Annotated in this window: 13 protein-coding genes; 8 read left to right on the top strand and 5 right to left on the bottom strand. The window is 65.4% G+C overall.

Annotation, left to right across the window (positions count from 1 at the left end):
• Positions 1-22 precede the first annotated feature (22 nt).
• Positions 23-1,579 carry a long-chain fatty acid--CoA ligase gene (locus AAFG07_RS25455; RefSeq protein ID WP_342722588.1) on the bottom strand — a complete coding sequence of 519 codons (1,557 nt, stop codon included), beginning with the start codon at positions 1,577-1,579 and terminating at the stop codon, positions 23-25.
• A complete protein-coding gene (locus tag AAFG07_RS25450; RefSeq protein WP_342729238.1) occupies positions 1,509-2,282 on the bottom strand; it encodes a TetR/AcrR family transcriptional regulator in 774 nt (257 codons plus the stop codon). The genes AAFG07_RS25455 and AAFG07_RS25450 overlap by 71 nt, the downstream gene beginning before the upstream one ends.
• A gap of 94 nt (positions 2,283-2,376) precedes the next feature.
• Here AAFG07_RS25450 and AAFG07_RS25445 point away from each other — a divergent pair, with 94 nt between their 5' ends.
• The 5 genes from AAFG07_RS25445 to AAFG07_RS25425 all read left to right on the top strand — a co-directional run bounded on the left by AAFG07_RS25445 (position 2,377) and on the right by AAFG07_RS25425 (position 6,648).
• On the top strand, positions 2,377-3,561 hold the full coding sequence (locus AAFG07_RS25445) for a lipid-transfer protein (protein WP_342722587.1): 1,185 nt from the start codon (positions 2,377-2,379) through the stop codon (positions 3,559-3,561).
• A gap of 8 nt (positions 3,562-3,569) precedes the next feature.
• Positions 3,570-4,001: a MaoC family dehydratase N-terminal domain-containing protein gene (locus tag AAFG07_RS25440; RefSeq protein ID WP_342722586.1), complete on the top strand. Its 432-nt coding sequence runs from the start codon at positions 3,570-3,572 to the stop codon at positions 3,999-4,001.
• On the top strand, positions 3,998-4,405 hold the full coding sequence (locus AAFG07_RS25435; protein ID WP_342722585.1) for a MaoC family dehydratase: 408 nt from the start codon (positions 3,998-4,000) through the stop codon (positions 4,403-4,405). Before AAFG07_RS25440 ends, AAFG07_RS25435 begins: the two co-directional genes overlap by 4 nt.
• A gap of 193 nt (positions 4,406-4,598) precedes the next feature.
• Positions 4,599-5,426, top strand: a complete 828-nt coding sequence (locus AAFG07_RS25430; RefSeq protein ID WP_342722584.1) for an SDR family oxidoreductase — start codon at positions 4,599-4,601, stop codon at positions 5,424-5,426.
• Between the two features lie 76 nt (positions 5,427-5,502).
• The gene (locus AAFG07_RS25425) at positions 5,503-6,648 is read left to right on the top strand and encodes an acyl-CoA dehydrogenase family protein (protein ID WP_342722583.1); all 1,146 of its coding nucleotides are present in this window, start codon (positions 5,503-5,505) and stop codon (positions 6,646-6,648) included.
• Positions 6,649-6,782: 134 nt separating this feature from the next.
• On the opposite strand, the gene AAFG07_RS25420 is transcribed toward AAFG07_RS25425, so the two are convergent.
• Positions 6,783-8,273, bottom strand: coding sequence for a methyl-accepting chemotaxis protein (locus AAFG07_RS25420; RefSeq protein ID WP_342722582.1), 1,491 nt, complete (start codon positions 8,271-8,273; stop codon positions 6,783-6,785).
• A gap of 875 nt (positions 8,274-9,148) precedes the next feature.
• On the opposite strand from AAFG07_RS25420, the gene AAFG07_RS25415 reads away from it, so the two are divergent.
• Complete coding sequence (locus AAFG07_RS25415) at positions 9,149-10,810, top strand: thiamine pyrophosphate-binding protein (RefSeq protein ID WP_342722581.1); 1,662 nt, start codon at positions 9,149-9,151, stop codon at positions 10,808-10,810.
• The gene (locus AAFG07_RS25410; protein ID WP_342722580.1) at positions 10,810-12,081 is read left to right on the top strand and encodes an FAD-dependent oxidoreductase; all 1,272 of its coding nucleotides are present in this window, start codon (positions 10,810-10,812) and stop codon (positions 12,079-12,081) included. Before AAFG07_RS25415 ends, AAFG07_RS25410 begins: the two co-directional genes overlap by 1 nt.
• A 12-nt stretch (positions 12,082-12,093) precedes the next feature.
• Here AAFG07_RS25410 and AAFG07_RS25405 read toward each other — a convergent pair whose 3' ends face one another.
• A complete protein-coding gene (locus AAFG07_RS25405) occupies positions 12,094-12,327 on the bottom strand; it encodes a hypothetical protein (RefSeq protein WP_342722579.1) in 234 nt (77 codons plus the stop codon).
• A gap of 609 nt (positions 12,328-12,936) precedes the next feature.
• Complete coding sequence (locus AAFG07_RS25400; protein WP_342722578.1) at positions 12,937-13,917, bottom strand: NADPH:quinone oxidoreductase family protein; 981 nt, start codon at positions 13,915-13,917, stop codon at positions 12,937-12,939.
• Between the two features lie 272 nt (positions 13,918-14,189).
• Here AAFG07_RS25400 and AAFG07_RS25395 point away from each other — a divergent pair, with 272 nt between their 5' ends.
• Positions 14,190-14,963, top strand: coding sequence for a MotA/TolQ/ExbB proton channel family protein (locus AAFG07_RS25395; protein ID WP_029078588.1), 774 nt, complete (start codon positions 14,190-14,192; stop codon positions 14,961-14,963).
• The last annotated feature ends 26 nt before the right edge of the window (positions 14,964-14,989 follow it).

The raw sequence follows: 14,989 nt of genomic DNA, 5'->3' as shown, positions 1-14,989 counted from the left end.
AGGCGGCGCCATGCAGCGCGTCTCAACTGACGCGCCGCTCGCGGTTCTCCCAATACGGCTTGCGCAGCTCGCGCTTCAGGATCTTGCCGGCGCCGGAGAGCGGCAGCGGGGTCGCGGTGATGTCGACGCTGCGCGGGCATTTGTAACCGGCGATCAGCGTCTTGCAGTGCTCCATCAGCTCCTCCGGCGTGACGTTGGCGCCGCCCTTCGTCACCACCACGGCGTGAACCTGCTCGCCCCAGCGCTCGCTCGGGATGCCGATCACGGCGCATTGCGCCACCGCCGGGTGCTGGGCCAGCGCGTTCTCGACCTCGGCCGAATAGACGTTCTCACCGCCGGAGATGATCATGTCCTTGACGCGGTCGACGACGTAGACGAAGCCGTCCTCGTCCATGTAGCCGCCGTCGCCGGTATGCATCCAGCCGTCGATCACGGCGCGCGCGGTCTCCTCGGGCCGCTCCCAATAGCCCATCATCACCATATCGCCACGCACCGCGATCTCACCGACGGTGCCCGTCGGCACCACCTTGTCTTCTGCATCGACGATCTTCACTTCGGCGCCAAGCGTGGCGCGGCCGGCGCCGCGGTGCCGGCCCTTGGCGCGGCCGTCGCCGATATGCTCCTTCCAGTGCAGCAGCGTCGCGATCGGCGACAGCTCGGTCATGCCATAGGCCTGGGTAAATTCGACATGCGGCAGCGCCTTCATGGCGCGCATCATCACGGCGTCGCTGATGACGGAGGCGCCGTAGGAGATCCGCTTCAAGGACGACAGATCGTAACTGCCGAGCGTCGGGTGATCGACGAACATCTGGATCATGGTCGGCACCAGCAGCACGTCGGTGATGCGCTCCTTCTGCACGGCGGCCGCGACGCCGTCGGGCGTGAAGCCCTGGATCACGACATTCGAGCCGCCGGACAGCAGAACCGAATACATTGCAGCGCCGTTGGCGAGGTGGAACATCGGCGCGGCGTGAAGGTAGATCGAGGTGCCCGGCCACAGGCCCTCGCCGAGCGCGTTCAGCGCATTGGCCATCAGATTGCCGTGGCTCAGCATCACGCCCTTGGAGCGCCCGGTGGTGCCGCCGGTGTAGAAGATGCCGGCGAGATCGTCACGCGCGCGCATCGCGTCCGGAACGGGTTGGCTGCGCGCGATCAGCGTCTCGTAATTCTCCATGCCCGCGGGTGTCTCGCCTTCGTCGGCATAGATCAACTTCAGGCCGGGGAGGGCGTTCGCGAGCGCCGTGCCGACCGGCGCGAACGCCTTGTCGACGAACAGGATCGTGGCGCGGCAATCGCGCAGCGCGTCCTCGTTCTCAATCTGAGACCAGCGGATGTTGAGCGGCACGATCACGGCGCCGGCCCAGCCGACGGCGAGGTACAGTTCGAGATAGCGGTCGGAGTTCAGCGACAGGATCGCGACGCGGTCGCCATTGCCGGCGCCAAGCGAGCGGATCGCTGAGGCGAGGCGGGCGACGCGGGTGCCGACCTCGCGCCAGCTGCGCCGCCGCTCACCGCAGACGACCGCGAGCCCGTTTGGATTGACCTGCAGCGCCCGCCGCAGCCCGTGTGTGATGTTCACTCCCGTCCTCCCTTGATGCGTTTCCCACGTTTCCCTTGCGAGGCGGTTTGTCCGCCTTCTTGCGCATTGATGTCGTGGCAATCCCCTCGGTGAGGCGGATCGCGAATTCCTCGGCGACGGCGCGTCCGGTCAGCTCACCGCCGGGCTGGAACCAGTGTCCGATCCAGTTCAGCGAGCCGGCGATGGCGAACGCCGCGAGCTTCGGGTCGCAGGGTTTCACCGAACCGTCCGCGATGCCAGCAGCGATATAGTCGCGGAAGGCGCGGTCGATCCGTCGCTTCGCGGTCTGCACGGTCTTGCGGTTATGCTCACTGAGATCGCGAAGATCGAACCGGACAAGGCTCTTGCCGTAGTCCGTCGTCATCAGCTCGGCGTAGCGGATGGTGAGCTTGCGCAGCTTGTCGAGGCCGCTACCGCTGCCGGCCGAGGTCTCGGCAATGCAGTCGTCGACCAACTCGTGGCCGATCGACCAGCACTCGAACAGGATCTCGTCCTTGCCGCGGAAGTAATTATACAGCGCGGGCTTGGTGATGTTCAGCCGCTTGGCGACGTCGTTCAGCGTGGCGCGGTGATAGCCCTGTTCGAGGAACAGCTGCACGGCGGCGCGCAGCACGGCTTCGCGCTTCTCGTCGCGGGCGCGGCGCCGGCTCTCGAACGGCAGCCATGGCGACTCGGTGTTGGAAAGGGGGAAGCGGGCGTCCATCGCGTGGCTGTTGTCGCATTGACTCCGGAAGGTGGTCCGTATATTACCCATGGGTAACAAATAGTCCAGTGGGTAATTTCCGGGAGGACACGCGATGACGTCACGCACCTATGTTGCCGGGGTCGGCATGATCCCGTTCGTCAAGCCCGGCGCCAACGCGCCGTATCATGTGATGGGTGCGGAGGCCGCGAAGCTCGCGCTCGCCGATGCCGGGCTCGATTACGGCCGTGTGCAGCAGGCCTATGTCGGCTATGTCTATGGCGACTCCACCTGCGGGCAGCGCGCGCTCTATCCGGTCGGCATGACCGGCATCCCGATCGTCAACGTCAACAACAACTGCTCGACCGGCTCGACCGCGCTGTTCCTGGCGCGGCAGGCGATTGAATCGGGCGCGGCCGACTGCGTGATGGCGCTCGGCTTCGAGCAGATGAAGCCCGGCGCGCTCGGCGCTGTGTTCACCGATCGCCCGAGCGCGTTCGACGATTTCGATGCGGCTGCCGACAAGCTTGTCGATGCGCCCGGCGTGCCGCTGGCGCTGCGCTATTTCGGCGGCGCCGGCCTCAGCCACATGAAGAAATACGGCACGCCGCTGTCGGCGTTCGCCAAGGTGCGCGCCAAGGCGAGCCGTCACGCGAAGAACAATCCGCTGGCGCTGTTCCGCAAGGAGGTCACCGCCGACGACGTGATGAACGACCAGGTGATCTGGCCCGGCGTGATGACGCGGCTGATGGCGTGCCCGCCGACCTGCGGTGGCGCCGCCGCGATCCTGGTCTCGGAGAAGTTCGCCGACCAGCATGGCCTCAACAAGAGCGTCCGCATCGCCGCGCAGGCGATGACGACCGACACGCCCTCGACCTTCGGCGCGTCTGATATGATGCAGGTGGTTGGCTACGACATGGCGCGCGATGCCGCGAGCAAGGTCTATGAGGCGGCCGGCATCGGGCCTGCGGATCTCGACGTCGTCGAGCTGCACGACTGCTTCGCCCATAACGAGCTGATCACCTATGAAGGGCTCGGCCTGTGCGGAGAGGGCGAGGCCGCGAAGTTCATCGATGACGGCGACAACTCCTACGGCGGCAGGATCGTTACCAACCCGTCCGGCGGGCTGCTGTCGAAGGGCCATCCGCTCGGCGCCACCGGCCTTGCGCAGTGCTACGAGCTGACGCGGCAGCTGCGCGGCACCGCCGCGGCAACGCAAGTGGAGGGCGCGCGGCTCGGTTTGCAGCACAATCTCGGCCTCGGCGGCGCCTGCGTCGTGACGCTCTACGAACGCGCCTGAGGCAGCCCATGGTCGATCAATCCGCCGTCGGGCGTACGTTCACGCCCGTGACCGCGCGCGTCGAGCCGGGGCGCCTGCGCTTCTTCCTCGACACGCTCGGGGAGACCAATGCGGTCTATCGCGACGGGGCAACGGCGCCGGTGCCGCCGACCTATCTGTTCTGTCTGGAGATGATGGATGCGGCTGAGCCGTTCGAGTTCCTGACCGCGCTCGGCATCGATCTCGCCCGCGTGCTGCATGGCGAGCAGCGCTTCGACTATCATGCACCCGTGGTGATCGGGGACACCCTGACCTTCCGGCCGCGCGTCACCAGCGTGACCGAGAAGAAGGGCGGGGCGATGACGCTGATCGTGGTCGAGACCGCGGTCACCAACCAGGCCGGCGTCCACGTCGCCGATACCTCGCGCACCATCGTGGTGCGCAATGCGAGGCCGTCATGAGCAGCAGCGTTCCCGCGGTCGGCGACCGCATCGTCCACAAGGAATTCCCGCCGATCAGCCGCCATCGCCTCGCGCTGTACTGCGGCGCCTCGGGCGACCACAACCCGATCCATGTCGACATCGACTTCGCGAAGCAAGCGGGGTTTCCCGACGTGTTCGCGCACGGCATGCTGGTCATGGGCTATCTCGGCCAGGCGTTGACGGACGCGGTCATCCCGTCGCGCATCCGCTCATTCTCGACCCGCTTTGCCGCGATCACCCAGCTCGGCGCCGCGTTGACCTGCGAAGGCACAGTGACCGAGCTGATCGAGCAGGGCGGTGAGAAGCGGGTAAAACTCGCGCTGACCACGAAGGATCAGAACGGCGAGATCAAGCTCGCTGGGGAAGCCGTTATCGCGCTCTGATTGGCCGAACTGCTATCGCAGCGTTACTGGGGCTCCCTCTCCCGCTTGCGGGAGAGGGCTGGGGTGGGGGCTCTCTCCACGAGTCAGATCGTGGAGAGAGCCCCCACCCGCATTGCATCTTCGATGCGATGCGACCTCCCCCCCAAGCGGGAGAGGTGAAGAAAGAAGATCATCTTGCTTGAGGGAGAATTTCATGTCGAAACTGCAAGGCAAAGTCGCGCTCGTCTCCGGATCGGGCCGCGGCATCGGGCGCGCGATTGCGTTGAAGCTCGCGAGCGAGGGCGCGAAGGTCGTGGTCAACGACCTCGACGCCGAGCCAGGCAACGCCGTTGTCGCCGAGATCAAGGCCATGGGCGGCGAGGCGATCGCGGTCAATGGCAGCGTGGTCGAGACCGGCTTCGCGGATCGTTTCGTCGGTGCGGCCATCGAAACATTCGGCGGCCTCGACATCATCGTCAACAATGCCGGCTACACTTGGGACTCGACGATCCAGAAGATGTCGGACGAGCAGTTCCAGGCGATGCTCGACGTCCATCTCGTCGCCCCGTTCCGCATCCTGCGCGCGGCATCGGAGCCGATCCGGGTGATGGCGAAGAAGGAGGCGGAGGCCGGCCGCGAGGTATTCCGCAAGGTCGTCAACATCTCGTCGATCGCGGGCCTCTACGGCAATGCCGGGCAGGCGAGCTACTCCTCGGCCAAGGCCTCGCTGATCGGGCTGACGCGCACGATGTGCAAGGAGTGGGGCCGCTACAAGGTCAACGTCAATTGCGTGGCGTTCGGCCTGATCAACACCCGCCTGACCCAGCCGATCGAGAGCCAGCAGAAGACCATCGGCGTCGCCGGCCGCGACATCAAGGTCGGCGTCCAGCCGCAGATGCTGGAGGCGATGGGCCGGATGATCCCACTCGGCCGCGGCGGCACGCCGGAAGAGGCGGCGGACGCGGTCTATCTGTTCTGCGCGCCGGAATCGAACTACATCAGTGGTCAGGTGATCGTCGCCGGCGGCGGTCTCTTGATCTGACTAAAGCGTTTTCAAGCGAAGTGGACGCCGGTTCGCGTCAAGAAAACGCGTCAAAAAAATGCGCAGCGGGGATATCATGCACTACCGATCGTCCTGGATGACTGAGGAGCTGGACACCTTCCGTGACCAGTTCCGTAAATTCCTCGCCAAGGATCTTTTGCCACACGCCGAGAAATGGCGCGAGCAGAAGCTGGTCGATCGCTCCGCCTGGCGCGCGCTCGGCGAGATGGGCGCGCTGCTGCCGAGCGTGCCGGAGGCCTATGGCGGCCTCGGGGCCAGCTTCGCCTATGAGGCCGCCGTGCTCGATGACCTCGAGAGCACGGTCCCGGAGCTGACCACCGGCGTTTCCGTGCACAGCGCGATCGTCGCGCACTACATCGTCAACTACGGCTCGGAGGAGCAGAAAAAGCGCTGGCTGCCGAAGATGGCGTCGGGTGAGATGGTCGGCGCCATCGCGATGACCGAACCCGGCACCGGCTCCGACCTGCAGGCCGTCAAGACCACGGCGAAGAAGCAGGGCAATTCCTACGTCATCAACGGCCAGAAGACTTTTATTACCAACGGCCAGGCCGCCGATCTCGTGATCGTGGTGGCGCGCACCGGAGCGCCGGGCGCGAAAGGCATCTCGCTGATCGTCGTTGAAACTGCGGGCGCGGAGGGCTACCGGCGCGGCCGCAACCTCGACAAGATCGGCCTGCACGCCTCCGATACATCGGAACTGTTCTTCGACAATGTCACGGTGCCGCCGGAAAACCTGCTCGGAGGCGAGGAGGGCAACGGCTTCGTCCAGCTGATGCAGCAATTGCCGCAGGAGCGGTTGTCGCTCGCGATCGGGGCGGTCGCCTCGATGGAGCGCGCGGTCAAGATTACCGCCGAATACACCAAGGCGCGCACCGCGTTCGGCAAGCCGCTGATCGAATTCCAGAACACCGCATTCACGCTCGCCGAGCGCAAGACCGAGGCGATGATCGCCCGCGTCTTCGTCGACTGGTGCGTCGAGCGCCTGGTCGCCGGCGACCTCGACACCGTGACGGCCTCGATGGCGAAATGGTGGTGCTCGCAGAAGCAGGTCGAAACCGCCGACGAATGCCTGCAACTGCATGGCGGCTACGGCTACATGCAGGAATATCCGATCTCGCGCATGTTCGTCGATTCCCGCATCCAGAAGATCTATGGCGGCACCAACGAGATTATGAAGGTCCTGATCGCGCGCTCGCTGTGACGATTCTCCGTCATTCCGGGGCGATGCGTTAGCATCGAACCCGGAATCTCGAGATTCCCAGGTGCGCAATTGCGCACCCGGGTTCGCTCCCTTCAGTCGCGCCCCGGAATGACCAGCCGGACGTGATCGCGCTCCTACATCGCGCGCACGTTCTTCAGGAACTTGTCGACCTGAACTTCCAGCTCCGAGGCGTTGCTGGCGAGCTCCCCGGAGGCCGCCAGAACGTTCTCGGCGGCCTTGCTGGCATCGTCGATCGCCTTGGTCGTTCCGTTGATGTTTGCGGTGACCTCCTTGGTGGCCGCGGCCTGTTCCTCGACGGCGCTGGCGATCACGGTCGAGATCTCGCTGATCTGGACGATGACCTGCGAGATCGCCTTCAGCGCCGTGGCTGTGTTGCCGGTCGCGGCCTGCATCTCGTTGATCTGCGCCGAAATGTCTTCGGTGGCCTTGGCGGTCTGGTTGGCCAGCGCCTTCACCTCGGAGGCGACGACCGCAAATCCGCGTCCGGCCTCGCCGGCACGCGCGGACTCGATCGTGGCGTTGAGCGCGAGCAAGTTGGTCTGGCCGGCGATCTGGCTGATCAGCGCGACAACGTCGCCGATCTTCTGCGCCATGGTCACGAGGCCCGCGACCAGTTGGTCGGATTTCGCGGCTTCCTCGACCGCCATGCGGGCGATGCGGCTCGCTTCGGCCACCTGACGGCTGATCTCGTTGACCGAGGACGACAGCTCCTCGGAGGCGGACGCCGCGCTCGCCGAGCGCTGATTGACGAATTCGGCTGTTGTCGTCAGCGATCGCGCGGTGCCCTGCATCTGCGTCGAGGCCGATGCCAGCATCCCGGCAAGGCCCTTGACGTCCTTCTCGAAATCGTCGGCGAGCTTCACATTGCCGGTAACAACCGACCAGCTCAGCATCGCGCCGGTATAGTTGCCGCGTTTGTCGGTCAGCCCGGAGACCCGCAGGTCGAGCGTTTCCGGGCCGAGCTTGATCTTGGCCGCGTGTGGCAGGTTCTTGGGATCGCCGACGATGCGGCGCTGATGCGCCGGGTTCCTGTGGAAGATGTCGAACGAGTTGCCGAGGATCTTGTCCGGCGCCACCGGAAGCAAATGCTTCACGGTGTCGAGCGTCTTGAGGCTGGTCTGGTTGATGTAGGTGATGTTGAACTCGGTATCGCACATCATGATGTTGATCGGCATGTTGTCGAGCATCTGCAACAGCCGCTCGGTCTGGGTTTCAAGCCGCGCCTTCTCGGTCGCGAGCTCCCAGGTCAGCATCGGCCCGGTGTAGCGGCCGCGTGAATTGGTCATCGCTGTCACGGTGAGATCGAGCGTCTCGCCGCCGATGGTGATGCGCGCCCTGTGCGGCAGGTTCTTCGGATCGGATAAGAGCCGGCGCTGATGCTGCGGGTTCTTGTGAAAGATGTCGATCGATTGTCCGATCAGCGCGTCGACCTTCACCGGCAGCACATGTTCGATCTTCTTCAGATTCTGCCGCGTCGACTCGTTGATGTAGGTGATCCTGAAATTGTCCAGCTCGCAGAGCATGACACTGATCGGCATGTCGTCGAACAGCCGGTAAGAACTGTCCGAGCCGATCACGCTTGCGACGCTCTTCATCCCCAACATGCATTGCCTCCAGCATTGATATCAATTGGTGAACGGAAAACGATGCACCTGGTCGGCAGCAGAACGCCTTCCGCAGCGGGACGGCGGGCAGGTGCGATACACGATTTACAATTTTAGACTGTACGAAACCGTAGGCGATTCGAGTTCCATTCCAAAGTGCATGCAGTTGGTGCCACGCTATCGTCACACGCGCTGCGTGCGATGAGCGCAGCCGAAATCGACGCGCAAGACGGCGATTTGCTGCGATATCGACGCGATCGTGTAGCAAACGGTGCGAAGCGACCGATCGCTGCACCGTAGTCTTACGGAAGCACACGCGCGCGCATCGAATGATTGTTATCGTGCATATGACGCGATGGTCCATGCAGTTTGTGCCACGCTATTGTCATGCGCGCCGCAACGCGCTGGCTTTCACGCGTCCCGTGCGGCAGCCGCGCGCCGTCGGTCTTTGCGATGCATGCGGATCATCTGCTGCAGCGGTCGGTGCCGCGTGATGACCGCGAGGCTGCCGCATCGCCGATGAGGTTGCTGTTGAAAGAAACACGCACTGGTTGATCCGGGCGCCGCGGTACCGGATCGAACTTGCCGGCCGGCGAGGGAACATGTCATCCGCACGCTGACGGCAAGGGCGCTCTCAAATCGGCGGAGGGTTACCTGCCTGCTCTCCGGCCGAGCCGCGCCGATCCCGCCGGCGTTCGTCCGCTCTGCGGAAATCGATGACGAAAGGGCGATGCCCATTGCCTATCGCATGGCTTGACCCCGCTTCTCCCGCGAGAGGCTGCTTCGGCCTTGCGCCATATTCCCGTCTATCATACCCCCGTCGGACCACATTCCGCGCGAGCCGCAAGCGCGCGCCAATGCCGCAGGGAGCCCTCATGACCAAAAGCAACGCCCGCACCGGAGGCCAGATCCTGATCGACCAGCTGGTCGCGCAAGGGGTGGAGCGCGTCACCTGTGTGCCGGGCGAGAGCTATCTGGCGGCGCTCGACGCCCTGCATGACAGCCCGATCGACGTCGTGATCTGCCGTGCCGAAGGGGGCGCGGCGATGATGGCGGAGGCCTATGGCAAGCTCACCGGGCGTCCCGGCATCTGCTTCGTCACCCGCGGCCCGGGCTCGACCAACGCCGCGCACGGCGTGCACATCGCGATGCAGGACTCCACCCCGATGATCCTGTTCGTCGGCCAGGTCGACACCGGCATGCGTGAGCGCGAGGCGTTCCAGGAGCTCGATTACAAGGCGGTGTTCGGCACCATGGCGAAATGGGCGGTCGAGATCGATCGTCCGGACCGCATTCCGGAACTGGTCGCGCGCGCCTTCCGCGTCGCGCTGCAGGGCCGCCCCGGTCCGGTCGTAATCTCGCTGCCGGAGAACATGCTGACGGAAACCGCAGCGGTCGCCGACGCGCCGAAGGTCGAGCCCGCCGCGAGCTGGCCGGCGCCATCGGATCTCGAACGTCTCGGCGCGATGCTGGCGGGCGCCAAGGCGCCGCTCGTGGTGCTCGGCGGCTCGGCCTGGACCGCGGAGGCCGCCAAGGGCATCGCGCGCTTCGCCGAGCGTTTTGATCTCCCGGTCGCGACCTCGTTCCGCCGCGCCTCGCTGTTCGACGCCGACCACTCGCATTATGCCGGCGATCTCGGCATCGGCCCGAGCCCGAAGCTCAGGGATCGCTTCACCGGCGCCGACGTCATTCTCCTGATCGGCGGCCGCATGTCGGAGATGCCGTCCTCGTCCTACACGCTGCTCGACATTCCCACACCGAGCCAGAAGCTCATTCACGTGCATCCGGGCTCCGAAGAGCTCGGCCGCGTCTACCAGCCGGCGCTGGCGATCCAGGCGACGCCTGCGGCCTTCGCTGCCGCGGTCGAGAGCATGAAGCCCGCAGCCGCGCCCGCCTGGAAGGGTGAGGCGGCCAAGGCGCACGTGGACTATCTTGCCTGGACCGAGAAGCCGCGCGAGCTGCCAGGGCACTTCCAATACGGCGAGGTCGTGACCTGGCTGCGCGATCGGCTGCCGAAGGATGCGATCGTCTGCAACGGCGCCGGCAATTACGCCGGTTGGATTCATCGCCACCATCGCTTCCACGCTTTCGCAGCCCAGCTCGCGCCGACCTCGGGCTCGATGGGCTACGGCGTGCCGGCGGCTGTGATGGCCAAGCGGCAGCATCCGGATCGCGTGGTCGTCGCATTCGCCGGCGACGGCTGCTTCCTGATGAACGGGCAGGAGTTCGCCACCGCCGTGCAGTATGACGCGCCGCTGATCGTTGTCGTCATCGACAATGCGCAATACGGCACCATCCGCATGCATCAGGAGCGCGACTATCCCGGCCGCGTCGTCGGCACCCAGCTCAAGAACCCGGATTTCGCGCTCTACGCCAAGGCGTTCGGCGGTCATGGCGAGCGGGTCGAGCGCACCGAAGACTTCGCGCCGGCGTTCGAGCGGGCGCTGGCGTCCGGCAAGCCCGCGATCCTGCACTGCCTGGTCGATCAGCGTGCGCTGTCGGTCGGTAAGGATTTTGCGCCGCAGGCTTCTAGCTGATGGCAGAGTCCGCCGGCCGTCACGTCGCGATCATCGGCGCCGGCGCGGTCGGCGTGATCAGTGCCATCGAGGCGCTGCGCGCGGGCCATCGTGTCACGCTGATCGATCCGGGCGAGCCCGGCGGCACCCAGGCGGCGAGCTATGGCAATGCCGGCTGGCTGTCGTCGCATTCGGTGATCCCGCCGGCCGAGCCGGGCACCTGGAAGAAGGTGCCGTTCTATCTGATGGACCCGCTCGGGCCGCTTGCGATCCGTTGGTCGTATCTGCCGAAGGCGTTGCCGTGGCTGGTCAAATATCTGCTGTCGAGCTGGACCGAGGCGCAGGTCGAGGCCACCGCGCGGGCGATGCGCGATCTCTTGAAGGACGCGCCGCTTCTGCACCGGCAGCTCGCCGAGGAAGCCGGCGTGCCCGAGCTGATCGAGCGGCGCGGCGTGATGCACGTGTTTCCCTCGCGCACGCCGTTCGACCGCGACCTCGGCTGGCGCATCCGCAAGCGCGTCGGCATTGAATGGCTGGAGCTCGATGAAAACGAGATGCGCCAGCGCGAGCCCGATCTGCATCCGCGCTACAAGTTCGGCGTCGTGGTCGAGGAGGCCGGCCGCTGCCGCGATCCCGGCGCCTACGTCGCAGCGCTCGCCGCGCACGCGATCGCGAGCGGCGCCGAGCGCGTCGCTGCCAAGGCCACAGGCCTCAGGCTTGCGGGTGACAGGCTCGTCGCCGTGGTCACCGAGACCGGCGAGATCGCCTGCGATGCGGCGGTGGTTGCCGCCGGCGCGCGCTCGAAGCAGCTGACCGCATCGATCGGCGACCCTCTGCCGCTGGAGACCGAGCGCGGCTATCACGTCATGATCGAGAATCCGGAATCCGGGCCGCGCAATTCGATGATGGCTTCGGACGCCAAGATGGTGGTCAACTGGACCGATAAGGGCCTGCGCGCCGCCGGCACGGTGGAGATCGCGGGGCTCGACGCCGAGCCGAACTGGAGGCGTGCCGAGATCCTGCGCGAGCATCTCTTCAGCATGTTTCCGAAACTGCCGAGGGACATTCCACCATCGCGGATCAAGACCTGGTTCGGCCATCGCCCGAGCATGCCCGACGGGCGGCCCTGCATCGGCCATAGCCGCGCCTCGCGCGACGTGGTCTATGCGTTCGGCCATGGCCATGTCGGCCTGGTCGGTTCGGCCCGCACCGGCCGGCTGGTCGCGCAACTGCTGAGCGGCAAGGCGCCGGAAATTCCGTTGCAGCCGTTCGCGCCGTCACGCTTCCTGTAGGGGACGCAAGCCTTAGCTCTCGCCGGCCCAGGCCGTGATCGCAGCCGGTGCAATCACGCGTCTCGGCGTGTGCGGATTGATCGTTCCGGCGCTGACGTCCTGGGTCTGATCGAGCAGGCTGCGCGCAAACGCCTTGGCGTCCTGCTCGGTGGTGAAAGTGCGGGTCTGGCGCGCGCAGCGGTGGTGTCCGGCGTCAGGGCTTCTCACGGCGAACGACACGTACCAGATGGCCTTGTCCGTCTTCATCGCGCGTCTCAGGCAACGGTGGTTAGCCCGCGCGATCGGGACGTGGTGCTGGATGTTCGATATGCAAAAAGTGCCAAGGGAAGAATCCTTAAACACAACAGATGACGGCTAATTGGCTCTTCGGCGGACAGGAATGCTACAGGATCGGCGCTGATACCGATACGGGCGGCATATTACCTCTCAACCGATGGGTGAACTGTCAATGCGCCGCAGCGGTGTTGGTTCCTGCGATGCAATGGCAGCGTTGGGACGGCGCGCTCGGGTGACCCAAGGGGCCGCGCCGGATCATCATGCACATCTGTCATCGCCCGCGAAGGCGGGCGATCCAGTACGCCGCGGCCTCTCGGTTCGAGCACAACTGCCTCTGGAATACTGGATCGCCCGGTCAAGCCGGGCGATGACACCGGAGATAGGGACCCAGTGACGACGCGTCGTATCGCGCGAGCACCATCCTCATTGTCGTCCTGGCGAAAGCCAGGACCCATTACCCCAAATGCGAATTGCTACGCTGTGCTGGGGCCACAGTCCCTCAAACGATAAATATCGGTGGTTATGGGTCCCTGCTTTCGCAGGGACGACAGCGAGGATGAGGTGGCGGCGCTGCCTCTCTCACTGTCCGATCCGCACCACCATCTTGCCGAGCGCGGCGCGGGTTTGCATCGTCGTGAACGCCGCACGGAAATCTTCAAGCTCGAACACCTTGCCGACCACAGGCGTCAGTCGGCCGTCGTTCAGCCATGCCGACAATTGCGTCATCACGCGCGCCTGCGCCTCGGGCTCGCGGCGCGCGATCTGCGCGGCATCGACGCCGATCAGGAGGCCACCCTTCAGAAGCGGCAGATTGAACGGCAGAGCAGGGATCTGGCCTGCCGCAAAGCCGACCACGACATGGCGGCCGTTCCAGGCGATCGAGCGGAACGCCTGCAGCGAGACCTCGCCGCCGACCGGATCGAAGATCACGTCGGGACCATGGCCGCCGGTTGCGTCCTTCAGCGCATCGCGCCAATCGGGCTTCGTGTAGTCGACGACGGCATCGGCGCCGAAGCTTGCGGCGAAGCTGCGCTTCTCGTCGGTCGAGGCGGCGGCAATGACGCGCGCGCCGAGCAGCTTGCCGACCTGGATCGCGGCGATGCCGGTGCCGCCGGCGGCACCCAGCACCAGCAGTTGCTCGCCGGCCTTGAGCGAGCCGCGCTCGGCGAGCGCATACAACGCGGTGAGGTAGTTGGTGCGGAAGGCCGCGGCGGCCTCCATCGAAAGGCCGTCGGGCATGATCTCGACGGCGGCAGCCGGCACCACGATGTACCCGGCCAGCGCGCCCGAGCGCGCCGCGCCCATCACCCGCATGCCCGGCGCGATGCCGGCAACATCGCTCGCGACCTCGTCGACCACGCCGGCGAATTCCGCACCGGGCGTAAAGGGCACGGCATCCTTGGTCTGGTAGCGGCCCTCGACCTTCAACCCATCGACGAAGCCGATGCTCGCGGCGTGGACCCGGACGCGGATCTGTCCGGCGGCGGGTGTTGGGGTGGCGATCTCCTTCAGCCCGATCTGATCGATGGGCGCGTATTGCTCGACGACGACCGCCTTCATCCTGTCCTGCTCATTGGTTCGTTTCCTCTGGCCGAACCTATCTCACGTCCGTTGTTCTACGGGGAGACCTTTTGCGCATGCAGCGGCGGTGTCGCATGCGGAAAGCCAACATCTTCAACGACATCGCGAAAAGGCGGACGTTTACCCGTTGTTATCCCTACCAAATTCGGTAACGCGTCCTTAATGGCGTTAACGTTAGGGTTTTCCACGCGGCCCGCACTGGGCTGCGCGCCGTCCAGGACGGGCAGGTTGCGTACGCGTTGGAGTCTCCTATGGATATCATGACTGGCGCCGGGCTGCTGGCTGGCATCATCGTCATCGCGGTGATGATGTTCATGGGCGGCGACCTGCACATGTTCATCTCCGAACACGCCATGATCATCATCTTCGGCGGCTCGATCGCGGCGACGATGATCCGCTTTCCGCTCGGCGTGATGCTGCACGGGCTGCCGCTCGGCGCCAAGTTTGCCTTCACCATGAGCCGGCTGTCGGCCCGCGACCTCGTCGATGAGCTCGCCCGCATCGCCGAGATCGCCCGCAAGCAGGGCCCGGTCGGCCTGGAGAAGGTCGAGACCGACGAGCCGTTCCTCGCCAAGGGCATCCGCTACGTCGCCGACGGTTACGACCTCGAATTCATCCGCGACAACATGGAGCGCGACCGCGACAATTTCCTGATGCACCTCGACGAGGGCAGCAAGATCTATCGCGCGATCGGCGACTGCGCGCCGGCCTTCGGCATGATCGGCACGCTGATCGGCATGGTGCAGATGTTCGCCAACATGACCGACCCTTCCAAGCTCGGCCCGTTCATGGCGACCGCGCTGCTCGCCACGCTGTACGGCGCGCTGGTGGCCAACCTGTTCTGTCTTCCGATCGCCGACAAGCTGCACGGCAAGCTGCTCGACGAGGAGACCAACCGCACGCTGATCATCGACGGCATCCTGATGATCCGCGATTCCAAGAGCCCGGCGCTGGTGCGCGAGATGCTGCTGGCCTATCTGCCGGAGAAGCATCGCAACGAGGAGGGTGAGCCGGTTCCGGCCTGACGGCCCCGACTGGCGCTCCGGGGACA

The sequence above is a fragment of the Bradyrhizobium sp. B097 genome, from assembly GCF_038957035.1.
In the GTDB taxonomy this organism is placed as follows: Bacteria; Pseudomonadota; Alphaproteobacteria; order Rhizobiales; family Xanthobacteraceae; genus Bradyrhizobium.
This window is presented reverse-complemented; position numbering and strand designations above follow the sequence as displayed.

Excerpts from the sequence above, each read along its gene's own strand:
- AAFG07_RS25450 (WP_342729238.1), bottom strand. The coding sequence starts at position 2,282 with ATGGACGCCCGCTTCCCCCTTTCCAACACCGAGTCGCCATGGCTGCCG.
- AAFG07_RS25445 (WP_342722587.1), top strand. The coding sequence starts at position 2,377 with ATGACGTCACGCACCTATGTTGCCGGGGTCGGCATGATCCCGTTCGTC.
- AAFG07_RS25440 (WP_342722586.1), top strand. The coding sequence starts at position 3,570 with ATGGTCGATCAATCCGCCGTCGGGCGTACGTTCACGCCCGTGACCGCG.
- AAFG07_RS25435 (WP_342722585.1), top strand. The coding sequence starts at position 3,998 with ATGAGCAGCAGCGTTCCCGCGGTCGGCGACCGCATCGTCCACAAGGAA.
- AAFG07_RS25430 (WP_342722584.1), top strand. The coding sequence starts at position 4,599 with ATGTCGAAACTGCAAGGCAAAGTCGCGCTCGTCTCCGGATCGGGCCGC.
- AAFG07_RS25425 (WP_342722583.1), top strand. The coding sequence starts at position 5,503 with ATGCACTACCGATCGTCCTGGATGACTGAGGAGCTGGACACCTTCCGT.
- AAFG07_RS25420 (WP_342722582.1), bottom strand. The coding sequence starts at position 8,273 with ATGTTGGGGATGAAGAGCGTCGCAAGCGTGATCGGCTCGGACAGTTCT.
- AAFG07_RS25415 (WP_342722581.1), top strand. The coding sequence starts at position 9,149 with ATGACCAAAAGCAACGCCCGCACCGGAGGCCAGATCCTGATCGACCAG.
- AAFG07_RS25410 (WP_342722580.1), top strand. The coding sequence starts at position 10,810 with ATGGCAGAGTCCGCCGGCCGTCACGTCGCGATCATCGGCGCCGGCGCG.
- AAFG07_RS25405 (WP_342722579.1), bottom strand. The coding sequence starts at position 12,327 with ATGAAGACGGACAAGGCCATCTGGTACGTGTCGTTCGCCGTGAGAAGC.
- AAFG07_RS25400 (WP_342722578.1), bottom strand. The coding sequence starts at position 13,917 with ATGAAGGCGGTCGTCGTCGAGCAATACGCGCCCATCGATCAGATCGGG.
- AAFG07_RS25395 (WP_029078588.1), top strand. The coding sequence starts at position 14,190 with ATGGATATCATGACTGGCGCCGGGCTGCTGGCTGGCATCATCGTCATC.